The 19,587-nt window shown below is 58.7% G+C and carries 18 protein-coding genes; 4 read left to right on the plus strand and 14 right to left on the minus strand.

Annotated elements, in window-relative coordinates; translation table 11 throughout:
- The first annotated feature begins 51 nt into the window (after window positions 1-51).
- From AAFN47_RS03695 to AAFN47_RS03705, 3 genes are all read left to right on the plus strand, one after another.
- Entirely contained in the window at window positions 52-1,248 is a 1,197-nt protein-coding gene (locus AAFN47_RS03695) for an acyl-CoA dehydrogenase family protein (protein WP_499807850.1), read from the plus strand.
- The gene (locus AAFN47_RS03700; protein ID WP_499807851.1) at window positions 1,249-2,391 is read left to right on the plus strand and encodes an acyl-CoA dehydrogenase family protein; all 1,143 of its coding nucleotides are present in this window, start codon (window positions 1,249-1,251) and stop codon (window positions 2,389-2,391) included.
- Window positions 2,392-2,553: 162 nt separating this feature from the next.
- Window positions 2,554-4,164 (plus strand): ABC transporter substrate-binding protein, encoded by a 1,611-nt coding sequence (locus AAFN47_RS03705; protein WP_499807852.1) that lies wholly within the window; start codon window positions 2,554-2,556, stop codon window positions 4,162-4,164.
- A 71-nt stretch (window positions 4,165-4,235) separates the two neighbouring features.
- Here AAFN47_RS03705 and AAFN47_RS03710 read toward each other — a convergent pair whose 3' ends face one another.
- From AAFN47_RS03710 to AAFN47_RS03720, 3 genes are read right to left on the minus strand one after another with little or no spacing between them, the layout of a single operon-like run.
- Window positions 4,236-5,894 (minus strand): ABC transporter ATP-binding protein, encoded by a 1,659-nt coding sequence (locus tag AAFN47_RS03710; RefSeq protein WP_499807853.1) that lies wholly within the window; start codon window positions 5,892-5,894, stop codon window positions 4,236-4,238.
- Window positions 5,895-5,897: 3 nt separating this feature from the next.
- A complete protein-coding gene (locus AAFN47_RS03715; protein WP_499807854.1) occupies window positions 5,898-6,959 on the minus strand; it encodes an ABC transporter permease in 1,062 nt (353 codons plus the stop codon).
- Window positions 6,960-6,969: 10 nt separating this feature from the next.
- Complete coding sequence (locus AAFN47_RS03720; protein ID WP_499807855.1) at window positions 6,970-7,926, minus strand: ABC transporter permease; 957 nt, start codon at window positions 7,924-7,926, stop codon at window positions 6,970-6,972.
- 456 nt (window positions 7,927-8,382) lie between these two features.
- Between AAFN47_RS03720 and AAFN47_RS03725 the strand changes: the two genes are divergently transcribed.
- Window positions 8,383-8,799, plus strand: coding sequence for a DUF4864 domain-containing protein (locus tag AAFN47_RS03725; protein ID WP_499807856.1), 417 nt, complete (start codon window positions 8,383-8,385; stop codon window positions 8,797-8,799).
- 16 nt (window positions 8,800-8,815) lie between these two features.
- Here the strand turns inward: AAFN47_RS03725 and AAFN47_RS03730 are convergent, their stop codons facing one another.
- The 11 genes from AAFN47_RS03730 to rpsK form a co-directional block, all read right to left on the minus strand.
- Entirely contained in the window at window positions 8,816-10,348 is a 1,533-nt protein-coding gene (locus tag AAFN47_RS03730; RefSeq protein WP_499807857.1) for an acyl-CoA carboxylase subunit beta, read from the minus strand.
- A gap of 58 nt (window positions 10,349-10,406) precedes the next feature.
- A complete protein-coding gene (locus AAFN47_RS03735) occupies window positions 10,407-11,195 on the minus strand; it encodes an ATP12 family chaperone protein (RefSeq protein WP_499807858.1) in 789 nt (262 codons plus the stop codon).
- Between the two features lie 2 nt (window positions 11,196-11,197).
- On the minus strand, window positions 11,198-11,860 hold the full coding sequence (locus AAFN47_RS03740; RefSeq protein ID WP_499807859.1) for an HAD-IA family hydrolase: 663 nt from the start codon (window positions 11,858-11,860) through the stop codon (window positions 11,198-11,200).
- Window positions 11,857-12,825 (minus strand): RluA family pseudouridine synthase, encoded by a 969-nt coding sequence (locus AAFN47_RS03745; RefSeq protein WP_499807860.1) that lies wholly within the window; start codon window positions 12,823-12,825, stop codon window positions 11,857-11,859. The genes AAFN47_RS03740 and AAFN47_RS03745 overlap by 4 nt, the downstream gene beginning before the upstream one ends.
- Window positions 12,826-12,839: 14 nt before the next feature.
- The gene (gene crcB, locus AAFN47_RS03750) at window positions 12,840-13,217 is read right to left on the minus strand and encodes a fluoride efflux transporter CrcB (RefSeq protein WP_499807861.1); all 378 of its coding nucleotides are present in this window, start codon (window positions 13,215-13,217) and stop codon (window positions 12,840-12,842) included.
- A 307-nt stretch (window positions 13,218-13,524) separates the two neighbouring features.
- A complete protein-coding gene (locus AAFN47_RS03755) occupies window positions 13,525-14,559 on the minus strand; it encodes a 2-dehydropantoate 2-reductase (RefSeq protein WP_499807862.1) in 1,035 nt (344 codons plus the stop codon).
- Window positions 14,543-15,871: a replication-associated recombination protein A gene (locus tag AAFN47_RS03760; RefSeq protein ID WP_499807863.1), complete on the minus strand. Its 1,329-nt coding sequence runs from the start codon at window positions 15,869-15,871 to the stop codon at window positions 14,543-14,545. Before AAFN47_RS03760 ends, AAFN47_RS03755 begins: the two co-directional genes overlap by 17 nt.
- Window positions 15,872-15,876: 5 nt before the next feature.
- Window positions 15,877-17,379 (minus strand): DegQ family serine endoprotease, encoded by a 1,503-nt coding sequence (locus AAFN47_RS03765; RefSeq protein WP_499807864.1) that lies wholly within the window; start codon window positions 17,377-17,379, stop codon window positions 15,877-15,879.
- 185 nt (window positions 17,380-17,564) lie between these two features.
- The gene (rplQ, locus tag AAFN47_RS03770) at window positions 17,565-17,993 is read right to left on the minus strand and encodes a 50S ribosomal protein L17 (RefSeq protein ID WP_499807865.1); all 429 of its coding nucleotides are present in this window, start codon (window positions 17,991-17,993) and stop codon (window positions 17,565-17,567) included.
- Window positions 17,994-18,038: 45 nt separating this feature from the next.
- The gene (locus tag AAFN47_RS03775) at window positions 18,039-19,049 is read right to left on the minus strand and encodes a DNA-directed RNA polymerase subunit alpha (RefSeq protein ID WP_220227446.1); all 1,011 of its coding nucleotides are present in this window, start codon (window positions 19,047-19,049) and stop codon (window positions 18,039-18,041) included.
- Window positions 19,050-19,152: 103 nt separating this feature from the next.
- Complete coding sequence (gene rpsK, locus AAFN47_RS03780) at window positions 19,153-19,539, minus strand: 30S ribosomal protein S11 (RefSeq protein ID WP_499807866.1); 387 nt, start codon at window positions 19,537-19,539, stop codon at window positions 19,153-19,155.
- Between the last annotated feature and the right edge of the window lie 48 nt (window positions 19,540-19,587).

Consider the following 19,587-nt stretch of genomic DNA (forward strand, 5'->3'; position numbering starts at 1 on the left):
AAAAGCGGATCGCCTCTGAACTGACAAAATGACTGACCGAAGGATCGAGCAATGGATCTAAACTATAGCGATGAGGAACTGGCGTTTCGCGACGAAGTTCGCGAATTCCTGGACAAGGAATTGCCGAAATCTCTTTCCGACAAGGTGTTGACCGGCAAGCGCCTTACTCGAGACGACATGCAGGGCTGGCATGACATCCTCAACAGCCGCGGATGGCTCGCCGACGGCTGGCCGGTGGAATATGGCGGCACCGGCTGGAACGCCGTACAGAAACAGATATTCGAGGATGAATCCTGCGCGGCCGGCGCTCCGCGGATCATTCCATTTGGCCTCAAGATGCTCGCCCCTGTGCTGATCAAGTACGGCTCGGATGAGCAGAAGGACTACTACCTACCGCGCATTCTCGACGGATCCGACTGGTGGTGCCAGGGTTATTCCGAACCGGGCGCCGGTTCGGATCTCGCCTCGCTGAAGACCCGGGCTGTGCGTGACGGGGATCACTATGTCGTCAATGGTCAGAAAACATGGACGACGCTTGGGCAATACGCCAACAAGATTTTCTGCCTCGTGCGCACCTCGACCGAAGGCAAGCCACAGGAGGGGATTTCCTTCCTGCTGATCGATATGGATACGCCGGGCATCACGGTGCGGCCGATCATCCTGCTGGAAGGCACGCATGAAGTGAACGAGGTCTTCTTCGACGATGTCCGCGTGCCGGTCGAGAACCGCATCGGGGAGGAGAACAAGGGCTGGACCTACGCGAAATATCTCCTGACCCACGAGCGGACCAATATCGCGAATGTCGGAGCCAACAAAGTTGCGCTGGCGCATCTGCGGCACATCGCCAAGCTTCAGACGATCCGCGACAAACCGCTGATCGAAGATCCCTACTTCGCACAAAGGCTTGCCCAGATCGAAATGGATCTCGACGCCATGTCCACAACGAACCTGCGGCTGCTCTCGTCGCCGGACAGCGTCGCCAATGCAGGGCCTATGAGTTCGATGCTGAAGATCAAGGGAACCGAGATCCGCCAGGCGATCAACGACCTGACCCGGCGCGCTCTTGGCCCCTACGCCATGCCCTTCGTGTCGGAGGCGCTGGACGCGGGATACAATCAGGAACCGATCGGACCGGACTACGCCGCGCCTGTTGCGGCCGAATACTTCAACAATCGCAAGATCACAATTTACGGTGGATCCAACGAGATCCAGCGCGGAATCATCTCCAAGATGATGATGGGGCTTTGAATGGACTTCACACTTACCGAAGACAGGGCGATGCTGAAGGACATGGTCGCCCGATTTGTCGCAGACAATTATCCGCTGGAGAAACGACACGAGATCGCAGATTCGGCTGATGGTTTTTCCCGGGAGATGTGGAGCCAATTCGCCGAACTCGGCCTGATCGGCGCTCTGTTCAGCGAGGAGGATGGCGGCTTCGGAGGCGCAGGCTTCGATATCAGCGTTCTTTTCGAGGAGCTTGGCCGCGGCCTTGTCGTTGAACCTTTCGTGGCGTCGGCGGTACTGGCCGGCAGCGTGATTTCGCGGCTCGGCGATGACGAACAGAAATCGACGCTGGCCGACATCATCGCCGGCGGCCGCCTCGCCGCCCTTGCGCATGGAGAGCCCGACAGCCGCTACGACGTTTGCGCCGTGAAGACCACCTGTTCCAGGAGCGCGGATGGCTGGACCCTCAACGGGAACAAGGCGGTTGTCCTTAACGCCGACACGGCCGACCTGCTGGTCGTCACGGCGCGCTCATCCGGCGGAGAATGGGACGAAGACGGCGTCTGCGCCTTTCTCCTCCCGGCCGACGCGGACGGGGTTGAGATACGCGGTTATCCAACGATCGACGGTCTGCGCGCTTCCGAAATTTCGCTGAACGACGTGAAAGTCCCTGACAGCGCTGTCCTTGGCGCTGAAGGAAAGGCGTATCCGGCGATCGAAATGGCCGTAGCGCGGGCCAATGTGGCCCTATGCGCCGAATCGATCGGACTAATGGAAATCTGCCGGGACATCACGCTCGACTACCTCAAGACCCGCAAACAGTTTGGCGTGCCGATTGGCAAGTTCCAGGCGCTACAGCACCGCATGGCGACGGTCCTGACCGAGATCGAACAGGCCCGTTCGGCTGTCATCAATGCGGCCGGAAGGCTTGAGCTCGACAGGATCGAGAGGGAAAAGGCGGTCTCCACGGCCAAGACGCTGTGTGGACAGGTCGGCAGGCTCGTGGCCGAGGAAGCCATCCAGATGCATGGCGGTATCGCCATGACCTGGGAGTATTCCCTGCCGCATTTCGCCAAGCGGCTCATCATGATCGATCATCAGTTTGGCGATGTGGATTACCACATGGCGCGCTATATCGAGCTGTCCACCGCACAAGCGGCCTGAACCAAGCAGAAGTTGCACAAAGTGCGCTTCAGCCACGACTTATCGGGGAAAATGCAGCCCTGAGTGTCGGGTTTCGACCATGGACATTCAATTCGATGTTGCTAGACTGCGGCCATAACAAGAAAAATTACGATAATTATCGCTCAAAAAACGGGAAACGAAATGAAAAAGCAAGAAACCGACGCACTTATCAAATCCATAATCGAGCAGGCTCGCAAGAAGCGTCTGAGCCGCCGTGGATTTATGGAAGGCGCGCTGGCGACTGGCGCGACGGCAGCCGCCGCCTCGACCCTGTGGTCTACAAAGGTCGCTGCACAGACGCCGAAAAAGGGCGGAACATTTCGCGTGGGCGTTCATGACGGCAACACCGCCGACAGCCTGGATCCGGGAACGACGGAAAGCGTTTTCATGATCCAGCTTTCGCACGCCGTTCGCGGCTATCTCACGCTGATCACCAACACCAACGAATTGGGTCCGGATGTCGCCGACAGCTGGGAAGCTTCGGCCGACGCATCCGAGTGGACCTTCAAGCTCAACCCCAACGTCACGTTCCACAGCGGCAAGAAGCTGACCGCCGAAGACGTTGTGGCGTCTCTCAACTTCCACCGCGGAGAGAAAACCACTTCGGCGGCCAAGGCGCTCCTCACCGACGTTGTGGACATCAAGGCTGACGGCGACCTGACCGTCGTGATCAAGATGGCTGCGGGCAACGCCGACCTGCCCTACCTGCTCTCCGACTACCACCTCGTCATGCTGCCGTCGGACGGCAACGGCGGCGTCGACTGGGAAAGTGGCGACGGCACCGGCCCGTACAAGATCGACAATTTCGATCCGGGCGTACGCGCGGAGCTTTCCAGGCATGACGGCTGGCACCGCGAAGGCGCCTATTTCGATTCCGTCAACATGCTGACGCTGAACGATGCTAACGCACGCCAGACGGCGCTTGTCACCGGGGACGTCGATGCGATCACTTCGGTCGATCTCAAGACTGTCGGCCTGCTGGAACGCGCGCCTGGCATCAAGATCGACAATGTGCCCAGCGGCTCGCATGTCACGTTACCGATGTTCTGCGACGTTGCGCCTTTCGACAATCTTGATGTGCGACTGGCTCTGAAATACGCCATGAACCGTGAAGAAATCATCGAGAAGATCCTCTTCGGCTACGGCAGCCTGGGCAACGACCATCCGATTGCGCCGTCCCTGCCCTACTGGGCGGATCTGGAGCAACGCTCCTACGATCCGGACAAGGCCAAGTTCCACATGGAAAAATCCGGCCTCGGATCGATCAATGTCGACCTCTCCGCCGCAGACAGCGTGATGAGCGGCGCCGTGGACATGTGCGTGCTCTACTCCGAACACGCAAAGGCGGCCGGCATCGACATCAATGTGGTGCGTGAGCCGAATGACGGCTACTGGTCAAACGTCTGGCTGGTCAAACCGTTTGTCTTTGTGCAGTGGGGCGCGCGTCCGACACCGGATGTCATGTTCTCGCTGGCTTACAAGGAAGGCGCAGCCTGGAACGAAAGCCACTGGGTCAACGACCAGTTCAACAAGCTTCTTGTCGAAGCGAAGTCCGAACTGGACGAAGCCAAGCGCGGCGACATGTACCAGGAAATGCAGCTTCTGTGCCGCGACGATGGCGGAACGGTCGTGCCGTTCTTTATCAACCGCGTCATGGGCCGTCGCGACAATGTCGCCCACGGCGACTTCATCGCCTCGAACTGGGAGCTTGACGGCGCCCGCGGTTACGAGCGCTGGTGGTTCGAAAGCTGAGATCAATAAAAAGAGCTCCGGATTTCGATCCGGAGCTCACAAGACTTTCAAAAAACCTGGCGTTCTCGACGTCAGGTTTTTTTGTCGTGCGCCGCCTCGCCGACATTGTCCACGCCGCGTTCCTCAAGAAGATGCGTGAGCCAGTCCGGATCCATTTCGGGCACCGATGACAGAAGAAGGTCCGTATACTCGTGGTGCGGCGGCTTGAACATCACATCCTTGGGTCCCTGTTCAACCACCTCGCCTTCCTTCATGACGACGACCACGTCGGAGATCGCTCGCACGGTCGCAAGGTCGTGGGTGATGAACATATAGGCGAGATCCAGTTCCTTCTGCAGCCGGTCAAGCAAGCGCAGAATTCCTTCCGCGACAAGCTGATCGAGCGCGCTGGTCACTTCGTCGCAAATGATGAAGGTGGGGCCTGCCGCAAGCGCGCGCGCGATACCGACGCGTTGCTTCTGCCCTCCCGAGAGCTCCGACGGCAGCCGGTTGTAATAGAGCGAAGGTTCGAGTTCGATCTGATTCAGCAACTGGTCGATCGCCGTTTTCAGTTCTGCTCCGCGCAGTCCGCCATAGAATTGCAGCGGCCTGCCGATGATCTCACCGATCGTCTTTTTAGGATTCAGCGCTGTATCCGCCATCTGGTAGATCATCTGGACCTGGCGAAGTTGCTCCTTGCTGCGGTTTTGGTACCGGGCCGGCATCACCTCGCCGTCATACAGGATTTCGCCGGCGTCGGGCGGCAGCAGCCCGGTGATGCACCGGGCGGTCGTCGATTTGCCGGAACCGGATTCGCCAACCACGGCCACCGTCTGACCGCGATAGATGTCGAATGAAACACCCTTGAGCACCTGTACGGGACCGTAGGAGGCGTCTACGCCACGGACCGAGATCAGCGGCGTTTCACTTGCTGGCGGTTGCGGCTTCTGCTCACGCTCGAAACTGCGCACCGACCAGAGGGATTTGGTGTAATCCTCCGTCGGATCGGCCAGCATTTTCCTGGTTTCGGCTTCCTCTACTTCGTCCCCTTTCAGGAGAACCTTGATGCGGTCCGCCATCTGGGCCACGACGGCGAGATCATGCGTGATGTACAGGGCAGCCGTGTTGAACTGCTCGACAATGTCCCTGATCGCCGCGAGCACCTCGATCTGCGTCGTCACGTCGAGCGCCGTCGTCGGCTCGTCGAAGATGATCAGATCCGGACGGCAACTCATCGCCATCGCGGTCATTGCACGCTGCAACTGACCACCGGAAACCTGGTGCGGATAGCGAAAGCCGATCTCCTCAGGATTGGGAAGCCGCAGTCGCCGGTAGAGTTCGATCGCATCAGCCTCCATCTCGGACTTCGAACTGATCTTGTGCAAACGCCCGGACTCGGTGTGTTGCTCGATCAGCTTGTGCGCCGGATTGAAGGAGGCTGCGGCCGACTGCGCGACATAGGCGATCCGCGAGCCGCGAAGAGCCCGACGCTCAGCACGCGAGGCCGTAGTGAGGTCCATGCCGTCGAACAGCACCGAGCCGCCCGAGATGCGGCACCCGTCGCGGGTGAACCCCATGGCTGCCAGACCGATGGTCGACTTGCCGGCTCCGGATTCGCCGATCAGCCCCATGACCTCGCCGCGGTGAAGGGTCAGATTGACCCCGTGAACGATCTCTGTCCACTCTTCGTCCGAATAGCCTTCGATCCGCAGATCCTTGATTTCGAGCAGAACGCTTTTTTCCTTCACCATCGTCTACTCCTTCAATCCCGACGAAATATGCAGCATCCAGTCGACCACGAAGTTCACGGCGACCGTCAGCAACGCGATAGCCGCCGCCGGAATAAGCGGCGTCAGCAGGCCGAAGGAAATCAGCGATGCGTTTTCACGCACCATCGATCCCCAGTCGGCTGTTGGCGGCTGAATACCAAGACCCAGGAAGGACAGCGCCGAAATCGCAAGGAAGACAAAGCAGAACCGCAGCCCGAATTCGGCGGCCAGAGGCGCGGTGATATTGGGCAGCACTTCCTTCGTTGTCAGATACCAGGTCGATTCTCCACGCAACCGCGCGGCCTCAATGTAGTCCATCACCACGATATTGCCGGCGACCGCCCGGACGAGACGGAATATCAAGGGCGAATACAACAAGGCGATGACGAGGGTCAGATTGACGACGCTGGTGCCGACGATCGTCAGCAAAAGCAACGCGAAGATCAACTGCGGAATGGCCATCAGGATATCGACGATCCGGCCCAGCACCTGATCTACCCAACCACCCATAGACGCGGCAACGAGGCCCGCGACGGTGCCGACGATAAAAGCGATCGCCGTCGTCAGTACAGCGATGCCGACCGTGTTGCGGGCGCCGTAGATCAGGCGACTGAACAGGTCTCGACCGAGCTGGTCGCCGCCGAGGATCATGACATCGTCCGGCGGCGCGAAGGAACTGCCAACCACTTGCGCCTCGCCGAAAGGGGCGATTATCGGGGCAAACACCGCCGCGATGACATAGGCGATGATGACGAGCAACCCGAAAGCCGCCGTCAACGGCGCCTTGCGCATGAGTCTCGCGGGTTCATGCGGCAAGATGTAGGTGAGCGTTTCGCGGAAGCTGTACGAAATGCCGCCGGCGGCCGCCAGCAGCGCGACCCCTATTGTGATTTTTATCAGAACATCAACGCCGCCCAGCAATCCGGAAATCAGCGAAATACAAAGCAGCACGAACAGGACGATCAACCCTGATCGCTGCCGGTAAAACGCGGCTACGCAACACGCGATGATAAGGAGGGCGTAATAGATGACAGCAAAGGAAACCATTATCCCCTCCTCACTTCGGATGACGCAGGCGCGGATTGGACAGGATCGATCCGACATCCGCGATGAGATTGAACATGATGAACGTGGCCGCGAAGATCAGACAGCAAGCCTGTACGACTGGAAAGTCTCGTTTCGTGACGCTGTCCACCAGCAACTGGCCGACGCCGGGATAGACGAACACCACCTCGACGAGGACAACACCTGTGATGAGATAGGCGAGATTGAGCGCGACGACGTTGATGATCGGCGCGAGGGCGTTTGGCAGAGCGTGATGGGTGATGACGCGCGCGTTGGGCACGCCCTTGAGCCGCGCCATCTCGATATAGGGAGACGCGAGCAGATTGATGATCGCAGCGCGCGTCATGCGCATCATGTAGGCCGTGACGACGAGAGCAAGCGTGACCGCCGGCAGTGTGGTCCGATAAATCCTGTCATCGAAATCCATGCCGCTGGTGACATTCGAAATCGACGGGAAGAGCTGGCTTTGAACGGCGAAGAAAGCGATCAGAACATATCCCAGGAAGAATTCCGGCGAGGATATGGAAACGAGGCTGAGAGCATTGGACACCCGGTCGAAGACAGAATTTCGGTAAAGCGCAGTCAGAACGCCGAGGAATATGGCGAGTGGCACAGAGATGGCCGCGGCATAGGCTGCGAGAAACAACGTGTTCGCGAAACGCGGAGCGATCTGCGCAGTCACCGACCGTTTGTTGGCGAGCGACGTTCCGAAATCGCCCTGAACCGCGCCGCCAAGCCATTCGAAATAGCGGGTAACAGGAGACTTGTTCAGACCCAATTCCTCGCGTAAGGCGTCTACTGTTTCCTGCGTCGCAGATTGCCCGAGGATTTGTTGGGCCACATCGCCTGGAAGCAGTTCGACGGCGCCAAAAATAATTATAGAAACTATCAGCAGGGTCACCAAGCCCAGCAGGAGTCGCTTGCCGACCAGCGGCAATACACCACCCATATTCCCCTCCTTCATTGAGGAAGCCCGTTGGTCGGGCATTTTTTAATTCGCAGCCAGTGTCGCAAGAGGCAGGGTGACAAGTCAACAGTCAATTCCCTGGAATGCGCCGGTATGCTGTTGAAAATCCTTTATTTTTAGTTACATAACAACGCCCCAGCCCTATAGGAGCGAGAACAATACAACCACTGTTCATCGCATCAGATCAATTCTGCGGTTGTGTCCGCAGTGTCCTATGGCTCTGTCGCAAGCAGTCCATCGCCGAACCAACCGACGCCATTTGACCGTCAGAGTGACACAATTTGGACGGGCCCATGACCATCCACTGCGTCATGCACCTTGTGCAAATACGACAACCAGATGACACCATCGCAGATCCGGAGTACCATCAGGTGATCTGATTTCGCATCGTGAGCGTAAATAAAACGGGCGAACAAAAGAGATACAAGGAGATGTTTCATGCGTATGGTGGCATTCCTGGTCTTCTCGCTCATGCTCTCGATCGGACTGGCGCGGGCCGAAGACAACGCCAAAATCGTTCAAGGCATCATCAAACAACAGATCGAGGCGTTTAGAAGCGATGATGGGGAAACCGCCTATTCCTTTGCGGCTCCGGGTATCAAGAGCGCCTTTCCAGACACCCAGCGCTTCATGGAAATGGTGAAGAACAGGTACGGCCCGATCTACCGTCCAGGAAATCTGACCTTCGGCCGAAACGCCAGCGAAGGCGATGGCAGGTTGATGATACAGGAACTGCTGATCACCGATACGAAAGGCAAGAGCTGGCAGGCCGTTTACATTCTCGCCAGACAGGATGACGGAACCTATCGCATCACCGGCGTCCGACTGACGCCGATCCGCGATTCAGCGATCTGACGGAATTACCGCACGACTACAATGGAATATTATCATGCTTTTTCCATGGGTTTGTCAGATTTTTCTCACGTAGAAGCCGAAGTCCAGTAGCGACCCGCTTGCGCGTCGAATGCGGCATGATCACCTCGTCTATATAACCGCGTTCGGCCGCCACGAATGGCGACAGAAACCGTTCCTCGTATCGTTTCGTATGCGCCGCAATCTTCTCTTGATCTCCGACATCCTTGCGGTGGATGATCTCGACCGCGCCTTTCGCGCCCATAACCGCGATTTCGGCTGACGGCCAGGCGTAATTGAGATCACCCCTGAGGTGTTTCGACGCCATGACGTCATAGGCGCCGCCATAGGCCTTGCGTGTAATGATGGTGACCTTCGGGACTGTGGCCTCGCCATAGGCGAACAGCAGTTTCGCGCCATGCTTGATCAGTCCGCCATATTCCTGAGCCGTTCCGGGCAGGAAGCCCGGCACATCGACGAAGGTAACGATCGGAATCCCGAAACAGTCGCAGAAACGCACAAACCGCGCCGCCTTCCTGGACGCATCGCTGTCGAGAACGCCTGCAAGAACCATTGGCTGGTTGGCGACAAACCCCACTGTTCGGCCTTCCACCCTGCCAAAGCCGCATACGATGTTGGCGGCGAATTTGGCTTGAATCTCGAAAAAATCGCCTTCGTCGATCGTCTTCTGGATCACTTCCTTGATGTCGTAGGGCTTGTTGGCGTTGTCGGGAATCACGAGATCCAGCGACTTGTCGGGAACATCGATCGGCTGGAAATTGTCGATTTCCGGAACTTCCGACGTGTTGGAAAGTGGCAAAAGGTCAATAAGACGCCGCATCTGCAAAAGCGCCTCGACATCGTTTTCATAGGCGCCGTCTGCGATCGAGGACTTCGTCGTGTGGATCGACGCGCCGCCCAATTGCTCGGCTGTGACCGTCTCGTTGGTAACGGTCTTCACGACATCCGGTCCGGTGACGAACATGTAGGATGTGTCGCGCACCATGAAGATGAAATCGGTCATGGCCGGCGAATAGACATCACCGCCGGCGCAGGGCCCCATGATGACAGAAATCTGCGGTATAACGCCGGAAGCGAGGATATTGCGCTGGAACACTTCGGCGTATCCGCCGAGCGCGGCCACGCCTTCCTGGATGCGCGCTCCGCCGGCGTCATAGAACCCGATGATTGGCGCGCGGTTGCGCAACGCCATGTCCTGCAGCTTGGTGATCTTGGCTGCGTGAGCTTCCGAGAGAGAGCCGCCGAAAACCGTGAAGTCCTTGGCGAAAACAAATACTTTTCGGCCGTTGACCGTGCCCCAGCCAGTGATGACGCCGTCGCCGGGTATCCTGGTTTCCTCCATCCCGAAATCGGTGCAGCGGTGTTGCACGAACATGTCGAATTCCTCGAAGGAGCCCTCGTCGAGAAATGTTGCGATGCGCTCGCGCGCGGTCAGCTTTCCGCGAGAATGTTGCACATCGATGCGCTTCTGCCCCCCGCCGATTCTCGCTTCCGCGCGGCGCTCCTGCAATTCCAGCAACACGTCTTTCAATTTGATCCCCCGATACGTTCTGTTCCAGCCACCTTGTAGCCCAATCAACCCACGCCGCTCAACCGCCCGTAACCGCCTGCAGCGTTTTGGCGGCAGCCATCATTTCGCGCTGTCTGAACTCGCGTCGCAGACGCGCCTCCGCATCCTCGCCCCATTGCCGGATATTCCAGTCTTCATCGACATGCGCCGCAGCCCAGGCTTCTTCCGCTTCAATTTCCTGGAAGGCCACCGCCAGCGCCAGCAATGCAGACCCTGTCAGGGACGTCATGCTGTGCAGCGCCGCAACGACGAATGGATCCTGGAACTGCTTCAGGTGAATGTTGACCGCGCGCAGGGATTCCGATGGCTGCTCGACATGCATCACCCCCTCGGCAAGCACGAAACGGGCTCCGAGCCGGGAATGCGCCCAATCGATGATCGGATCCCATACCTCGTTCTGGCTGGCTACAAGCCCCTCCGGAGAACCGGCGCGGTAACAAAGCAAATCCGTCCCGGCAAAGCGCAGAACATCTTCAAGCACTGCTTCGGCTTCCAGGGCTACGCCGTCGAGAGCGGTATTCGCGAGCCGCGTCGCGGGCATGGCGGCCGGATCGATCAATTTTTCCTGGCTGTTCCATTCGTCGGCGATCAGTTCAGCCAGCGCCGGCGTCGGCAGCTTCAGAACAGACCTGGCCGGCGTGCGCACGGTCTTGCCGTCGAGTTGCACGACGAACCCGCCGTCTTCCTCAGCGGCAGCCGCCTGTTCATAGAAACGCTTGGGCAATTGCCGGCCGGAATGTCCCTGGGCCAGACGGACTGGATCGGCGTCCTTCTGCGCGTCATACAGTTCTTCAAGCAAATCCCGCATATCTACTCCGTCACGCCTATCAGGTGATCGAGAACTTCCGACGGATGGCTGATCGTGCTGTGCGCTCCGGCCTCCGTCAGTTCGTCCGGCGTGCTATACCCCCAGGTAACGCCAATCGCTCTGGCGGCCGCCGACCGCGCCATCTGCATATCGTAAATCGCGTCGCCGACCACGATCGTGTCAGCCACGTCCACGCCTACGTCGCGACAGCATTCAAGCACCATGGCGGGGTGTGGCTTAGAAGGGCACTCATCGGCGGTGCGGCTTGTGAGGATTGCCTTCTCCAGGCCGTGGCGCGTGAGCAAATTATCAAGGCCGCGCCGCGACTTTCCGGTGACCACCCCGAGCAAGATGTCGTCCCGGCCGCGCAACTCGTCGAGCAGGTCCCATATACCGTCGTAAAACGGCTCGTGAACCTCCTGCTCCTCGCGCATCGTCAGACTGTGATGCTTGTAGCGCACGACCATGTTGACGATCCGGTCATTGATCTCTTCCTGCATAAGCACCGAGATAGCCTTGTCGAGCGTCAACCCGATGATGGACTTGGTGTGATGCAGTTCCGGAACGGCAAGACCTTCTTCGGCGAACGTCCTTTCCATGCTGGCGTGGATGACGTGGGCGCTGTCGATCAACGTGCCGTCGCAATCGAAAAGAACGAGCTTCATTCGGCGTGATCCTTGTCGAACCCCAGAAGGTTCCAGCTCTGGACCATGTGTGGCGGGAGCGGCGCCGTCACATCGACAGTCCCCTTACCGTCCGGATGCGGTATCACAATGCGCCTGGCGTGCAGGTGCAGCTTGTTCTGGAGGCCGCCCGGGAAATCCCAGTTCTGATCGGCTTCGAAATATTTGGGGTCGCCGATGATCGGACAATCGAGATGGGCGGCGTGGACGCGCAATTGATGGGTGCGCCCGGTATAGGGCTGCATTTCAAGCCAGGAAAGGTTCTGGCCCGCCTGTTCGATCACCCGGTAGTAGGAGACGGCATGGTCAGCGTCCGGCTCGCCGTGCTTTGCGACGCGCATGCGATCCCCATCCGGCGTCGTTTCCTTGACAAGCCAGGTCGAGATCCGGCCTTCCTTCTTGCCCGGCGCGCCCTTGACCAGAGCCCAGTAGACCTTCTCAGTGGCGCGCTCACGAAAGGCGGCTGTCAATCGCTGCGCGGCCTGCCGCGTCCGGGCGACGACCAGCACGCCCGACGTATCCCTGTCGAGCCGATGAACCAGACGCGGCTTCTCGCCTCTCTTGTTGCGCCAGGCCTCCAGCATGCCGTCGACATGCCGCGCGACCCCGGAGCCGCCCTGCACGGCCAGACCCGCAGGTTTGTTGAACACAAATACCTTCGGATCCTCATAGATCAGCATAGCTGACAAACGTTCGGCGTCGGATGCATTGGTGGATTTTGCAGCGCTCGTCGGCTTCTCCGCATCCAGAGGTGGAACGCGGATCGTCTGGCCGGGCTGAATACGCGTATCGGCTTTTGCGCGGCCGCCATCAAGGCGAATCTGGCCCGACCGCAGAAGCTTCTGCAGGCGACCGAAACCGAGACCCGGGTAATGGGTCTTGAACCAGCGATCGAGGCGCATGCCGCTCTCGTCGCTATCAACGGTTTTCTGTTCTACACCCGCCATGATTCCGATCATTCCTAGGTAAGGCCGCGAACAAGCGCCAGTCCCGCGAAAAGCGCAAGTATCGACAGCGCCACACTTGCAAGCACATATCCCGCCGCCGTCAGCGTCGCACCGCGCTCCCACATGACCACGACATCAAGCGAGAAGGCGGAGAAAGTCGTGAAGCCACCCATAATCCCTGTCGCAACAAGCAAACGCAGTTCTTGCGAACTATCAAATTTTCGGACCAGCAGTTCGATGAATACGCCTATCAGGAATGACCCCACGATGTTTACTGTCAGCGTTCCCCACGGAAATCCCGGTCCAAACCACCGCAGGGTCAACAGGCTAGTCAGATGACGAAGCGAAGCCCCGACGGCTCCTCCGAGAGCGACGATGAGAAAGTGGTACATTCCTTAGCGTTTAGAGACTTTCATCGTCCTTGGGAACCGTCAAACCGTTGAAATTCGGCCATTCCGACAATCTGGCTTTGTTTCGGGATTTTGCCGAATCCGGCTTCTCTTCAAATTGGCTTTGTTTCGGGAATCGACGAAAATTCAGGCTATTCACCAGTCTGGCTTTGTTTCGGGAAACCTCAATTTCAGCATTGAAATGGAGATGAGCCCTTATAATGGAGCTACCGATATAGTGCGGCGACGCTGCTTGACAAGCAGCCAAAAGCACACGGTTCCACCTCTTCGCCCTCTGCAATCCTGGTTCTCACGCGGCCGCCTTTTGCAAGCGCTGAAGAAGATCCCTGCCCTCGAGCGCCGGCGATTGTCCCATTGCGAAAGCATCCTCGACGAGCGCGATCACTGCGGCGTTGACCGGTATGGACGCATTGAGCTTTGCCGCCAGTTCCACCACCGCGCCGTTGATAAAGGCAATCTCCGACTTGCGGCCTCTGTCAAGATCGTCGCGCATGGACGACCGGGCCTTGTCGTCTATCTTCAGCATGCTTGCCGCCACGCGCTCGAACAGCCAATTCGGAAGCCGAAGGATCGAGGCCATCAGTCCTGGAGGCGCCTTTCCTATCTTTGCGGGGCTTACGCCGGCGGTTTTGAGCACAGTCAGCGTTTCCTCGATAAGCAGCGCAAGCGCGCGGCGATAGTCGCGATCGAGCAACTGCCGACGCAACGGCATATCCGAGAGCACATTGAGCCCATTGTTGAGGTTGAGGAGCAGCTTGCCCCACAACACGGCCTTCATGTCCAGCGATGTTTTTGCACTCACGCTGGCCGCGTTCAGGCGATCGACAAACACGCGGGCGACCGGGTGATCCTCGATATAGATGTCGCCATCCGTTCCGAGATGAAAATGCGCGCCTTGCAGACGCGCGACGTTGAAGGCGACCATGCCGGCGAGAACCGTACTATCAGGCAGACGGCGTCTCAGAACATCGGCGTTGGCGACGCCATTCTGCAGACTGATCACGACGGCGTTGGAATCAATCGCGCCTGCCATTGCAGCGGCCGTTTCTTCCGTCGCCGGACTTTTCACACAGACGAGCAGGATGTCGCATTCTTCCAGTCCGGATAGATCTGTTCTGAAATCCACGGCCTCCGCAGGCAGGTCCGCCATTCGTCCGTCATGGGATGTCAGGCGCAACCCGGCTGACCGAATATCCGACGCGACGTGTTCACGACCGAAATAGCGGACCGCGCATCCCGATTGCTGAAGACAGCCGCCGACATAGCAGCCGATCGAGCCTGCCCCGAGAACGCCGATCAGCATATCGTCAATCGTCTTCGCCATCCGCCGCCTGCTTGCGCTGTCTCAGATTGGCCCAATAGTCGAGCCGTTTTCGGATATCCCTTTCAAAGCCGCGTTCGGGCGGATCGTAGAAAGTATGCCGACCCATCTTTTCCGGGAAGTAATCCTGTCCCGAAAAGGCGTCGGGTGTATCGTGATCGTACTGATATTCGCTCCCGTATCCCTCGCTCTTCATGAGTTTTGTGGGCGCATTGAGAATGTGTTTCGGCGGCAGCAGCGAGCCGTACTCCTTTGCCGCCCGCATGGCCGCCTTGTACGCGACATAGGCCGCGTTCGATTTCGGCGCGCAGGCGAGATAGATGCAGGCTTCCGCCAGCGCCAGTTCTCCCTCTGGCGACCCGAGAAAATCGTACGCGTCCTTGGCGGCGTTTGCAACGACAAGCGCCTGGGGATCGGCAAGTCCGATGTCTTCGGACGCCATGCGCACCAGACGCCGGCCGAGAAACAGCGGGCTCTCGCCAGCGTCAAACATGCGGCACAGGTAATAAAGCGCGGCGTCCGGATCGGAACCACGCACCGCCTTGTGCAACGCCGAGATGAGATTGTAATGCCCGTCCTGGCTCTTGTCGTAGACAGGCGCTCGCCGCTGCACTAACTCCTGCAGCGCTTCTGCGTCGAAGGTCTCGCCCTCTCGCGCCGACCGCCACACCTCTTCGGCGAGCGTCAGGATGGCGCGCCCGTCGCCGTCCGCCATACGCACAAGGCTTGCCCGCGCCTCATCATCGAGCGGGAGCGACTTGCCTTCGAGCGCTTCAGCGCGCTCGAGCAATCGGCCGAGACTTTCTTCGGCATGCGATTTGAACGTGAGCACCCGTGCCCGCGAAAGCAGAGCGGCGTTGAGTTCAAAGGACGGATTTTCCGTGGTTGCGCCGACGAGGATGACTGTGCCGTCCTCCATGACCGGCAGGAAACTGTCCTGCTGGGCCCGGTTGAACCGATGGATCTCGTCCACGAAAAGCAGCGTCTGCCGGCCTGACATGCGACGCGCGCGCGCCGCATCGAACGCCTTCTTGAGATCCGCTACGCCGGAAAAGATCGCCGACAATTGCTCGAAGGCGAGATCCGTCTCATTGGCGAGTAGCCGCGCCACCGTGGTCTTGCCGGTTCCTGGCGGCCCCCAAAAGATCATCGAACCGAGCGACCCTGTCGCAAGCATGCGCGACAGCACGCCGTCGGCGCCGGTGAGATGTTCCTGCCCCGTCACCTCGGCAATGCTTTTCGGACGCAGCCTATCGGCCAATGGCCGGCTGCGTTCCGCCATTTCATCCGCAAGTGAAGCAAACAGGTCTGACATGCAGACTATCGTATCAACTGGCTGAACCGCTTTCCATCGCGATTGATCTCGAACCTCCAATAGGGCTGACGACGGCTGACAATTTCCACCATCTGATTGACGCTTGTAACTGTTTTGCCGTTGACCACCGTGACGATGTCGCGCTCCTTCAGGCCGAAACGCACGGCGGGCGATCCGGATTCGACCGCCAGAATCACGACGCCTTCCTGACCCGTTGGCATGTTCAGATCCTCGGCAAGTTTTGGAACGAGGTCAGCCACAGTTGCGCCTGCGAAGGGATTGTTGCCGGAAATCACGGTCTCCGCCCCTTTGCCGCGGCTCCAAGGCGCTTCAAGGGTGATGGTGATTTTCCTGATCTTCGAGCGGGACATGACCTCGAACTCGGCGTCCCTGCCAACACCTGCAGTCGCCAATCGGTAGCCGAGCGCATCGGGATGCTCCACCACAACGCCATTCATCGAAATGACCAGATCACCGACAGTCAAACCGCCTTTGTCGGCAGGCCCGTTTTCTGCGACATCCGTGACGATCGCGCCGCTGGCCCTTTTCATACCCAGGGCTTCCGCCATATCCCCTGTGACTGCGGAGAAGGTCGCCCCTATATAAGGCCGCTTGAACCGCTCATCGCCCCGCTTGGCTGCATCGACCACGGCTTTCACCATATTGGCGGGGATCGCGAAACCAATTCCGTTGGAGCCGCCCGACCGCGAGAAAATCGCTGTATTGATGCCGATCAGATTGCCGTGCATGTCGATCAGCGCGCCGCCGGAATTGCCCGGATTGATGGCTGCGTCTGTCTGGATGAAAAAGCCGAAGTCGGAAATCCCGATGCCGTTGCGCGCCAGCGCCGAGACAATGCCGCTGGTCACGGTCTGGCCGACACCGAAGGGATTGCCGATTGCAAGAACAATGTCGCCGACTTCGAGACGATCGGAATCGCTGTAGTCGATGGCGGTGAAAACATCATTGCCTTCAATCTGCAGGACGGCGATATCCACCCGCTTGTCCTTCAGCAGAACCTTGCTTGAGTATTCCCGGCCGTCGGCGAGCGCCACCTTGATTTCGTCAGCGCCATCGATGACGTGATTATTGGTCACAATCAAACCGGTTGCGTCGACGATGACGCCGGAACCGAGGCTCGATTGCTTCTGACTGCGATGCGGCATGCGCTGTCCAAAAAAACGCTCGAAGAAAGGATCTCCGGCAAAGGGCGACGACTGGCGCACCATCCTTTCGGCATAGACGTTGACGACAGCGCCGGCGGTTTTCTTGACGAGTTCCGAGTAGGAATAGAGCAACTGCGCCTGGCTGTTCGGCACGACGCGCTTCGCGGCCGCATTGTGAACCGGCAGCGGCACATGAGCGACCTTTGTTTCGCTGAACGAACCGGCGACAAACCCGCCGAGAACGCTGTTGCCGAACGGCGCCCGCGCCTGCGCGATCATGATTGCCGACCCGACGGCCAGAACGGCCAAAATCACAGGATACAGCACTCTCTTATTGCGCATGGGGCAACTCCGATTGGTCTTGATTTGATTGAATCGCTACCATGATAATCGATCTGAACTGCCATAAAGAAGGCAATTTGTCACGATTACCAAATTGTAATGTCGCCAGGTATATAGGCTTCGAAACAAACGAAAAAAGCCGGGCGTTGCAGCCCGGCTTCGAGTTCATTCGGAGCAGTCAGTTCTTATGCTGCTGCTTCTTCTTCATTCGCATCCGCTTCGAGGCGGGCGAAATCTTTTGCGCCACGGGCGCTTTCGTCGCGATCAACGAATTCAATGACTGCGAGCGGAGCATTGTCGCCCCTGCGGAAACCGGCCTTCATGATGCGCGTATAGCCGCCATTGCGGTCGGCGTAGCGCGACGCAATGGTGTCGAAAAGCTTGCGGACCATTTCATCGTCGCGGATCTTCGAGATAGCCTGACGGCGAGCGTGCAGATCGCCGCGCTTGCCGAGCGTGACGAGTTTCTCGACGATCGGGCGGATCTCCTTGGCCTTCGGCAAGGTGGTGATGATCTGCTCGTGTTCGATAAGAGCTGCCGCCATGTTGGCGAACATCGCCTTGCGGTGGCTGGCAGTCCGGTTGAGCTTGCGGCCTGACTTGCGATGGCGCATGAGCTTTCTCCTGTGATGCAGACCTCAAGCCTGCGGGTTACTGGTTCAATATTGATCTTCGTAGCGCTTGGCCAGATCTTCGATATTTTCCGGCGGCCAGGCGGGCACTTCCATACCGAGGTGCAGACCCATCGATGCGAGAACTTCCTTGATCTCGTTCAGCGACTTGCGACCGAAGTTGGGCGTACGCAGCATTTCGGCTTCGGTCTTCTGAATGAGATCGCCAATATAGACGATGTTGTCGTTCTTCAGGCAGTTCGCCGAGCGGACCGACAGCTCCAGTTCGTCGACCTTCTTCAGCAGAGCCGGATTGAACGCGAGTTCCGTCGCCTGCGTCTCCTCGACTTCCTTCTGCGGCTCGTCGAAATTGATGAACACGCCAAGCTGGTCCTGCAGGATACGGGCGGCGAATGCGATAGCGTCTTCACCGGTCACCGATCCGTCGGTGTCGAGCGTCATGATCAGGCGGTCATAATCGAGAACCTGTCCCTCGCGGGTGTTCTCGACCTTGTAGGAGACCTTCTTGACCGGCGAATAGAGGCTGTCGACCGGGATCAGTCCGATCGGAGCGTCTTCGGCGCGGTTGCGATCAGCCGGCACATAGCCCTTGCCGTTGGCGACGGTGAATTCCATGCGGATTTCGGCGCCTTCATCGAGCGTGCAGATGATGTGGTCCGGATTGAGGATCTCGATATCGCCGACCGTCTGGATGTCGCCGGCGACGACGGCGCCCGGGCCCTGCTTGCGCACAACCATGCGCTTGGGCTCGTCGCCTTCCATCTTGATGGCGATTTCCTTGATGTTGAGGACGATGTCCGTCACGTCTTCGCGGACGCCGGCGATCGACGAGAACTCGTGAAGAACGCCATCAATCTGAACAGCGGTGACTGCAGCGCCGCGCAGCGACGACAGCAGAACGCGACGCAGCGCGTTGCCGAGCGTAAGGCCAAAACCGCGTTCCAGCGGCTCGGCGATCAGACGGGCGCCGGTGCGCCCCGACGAGGTGATCTCGATCTTGTTCGGCTTGATAAGCTCTTGCCAGTTTTTCTGAATCATATGTCTTGCCTTCCGTTCCTTGCCACCATCCAATCGTGACAAAAGAGCTGGAGAACCAAGAGGAGCGCGTCATGCGCTCTTTGGTTTTGGATGTTCGATGCGGTCAGACGCGGCGCTTCTTGCGAGGGCGGCATCCATTGTGCGGGATCGGCGTTACGTCACGAATAGAGGTAATCGTAAAGCCAGCGGCCTGAAGCGCGCGCAACGCCGATTCGCGACCGGAACCCGGTCCGCAAACTTCGACCTCAAGCGACTTCATTCCGTGTTCCTGAGCCTTCTTGGCGCAATCTTCGGCGGCGATCTGCGCGGCGAACGGAGTCGACTTGCGCGAACCCTTGAAGCCTTTTGCGCCGGCGGACGACCAGGCGATTGCATTTCCCTGTGCGTCGGTGATGGTGATCATCGTATTGTTAAATGACGAATTGACGTGCGCCACTCCCGACGAAATGTTCTTGCGCTCGCGACGGCGAACACGGGCTTCCTTAGCCATATCTTACCTTTCAGAGATCTCTACACCGCCGTATTTCCAGCGGCTACA

The organism is Hoeflea sp. CAU 1731, from assembly GCF_039888615.1.
Taxonomy (GTDB): Bacteria; Pseudomonadota; Alphaproteobacteria; order Rhizobiales; family Rhizobiaceae; genus Flavimaribacter.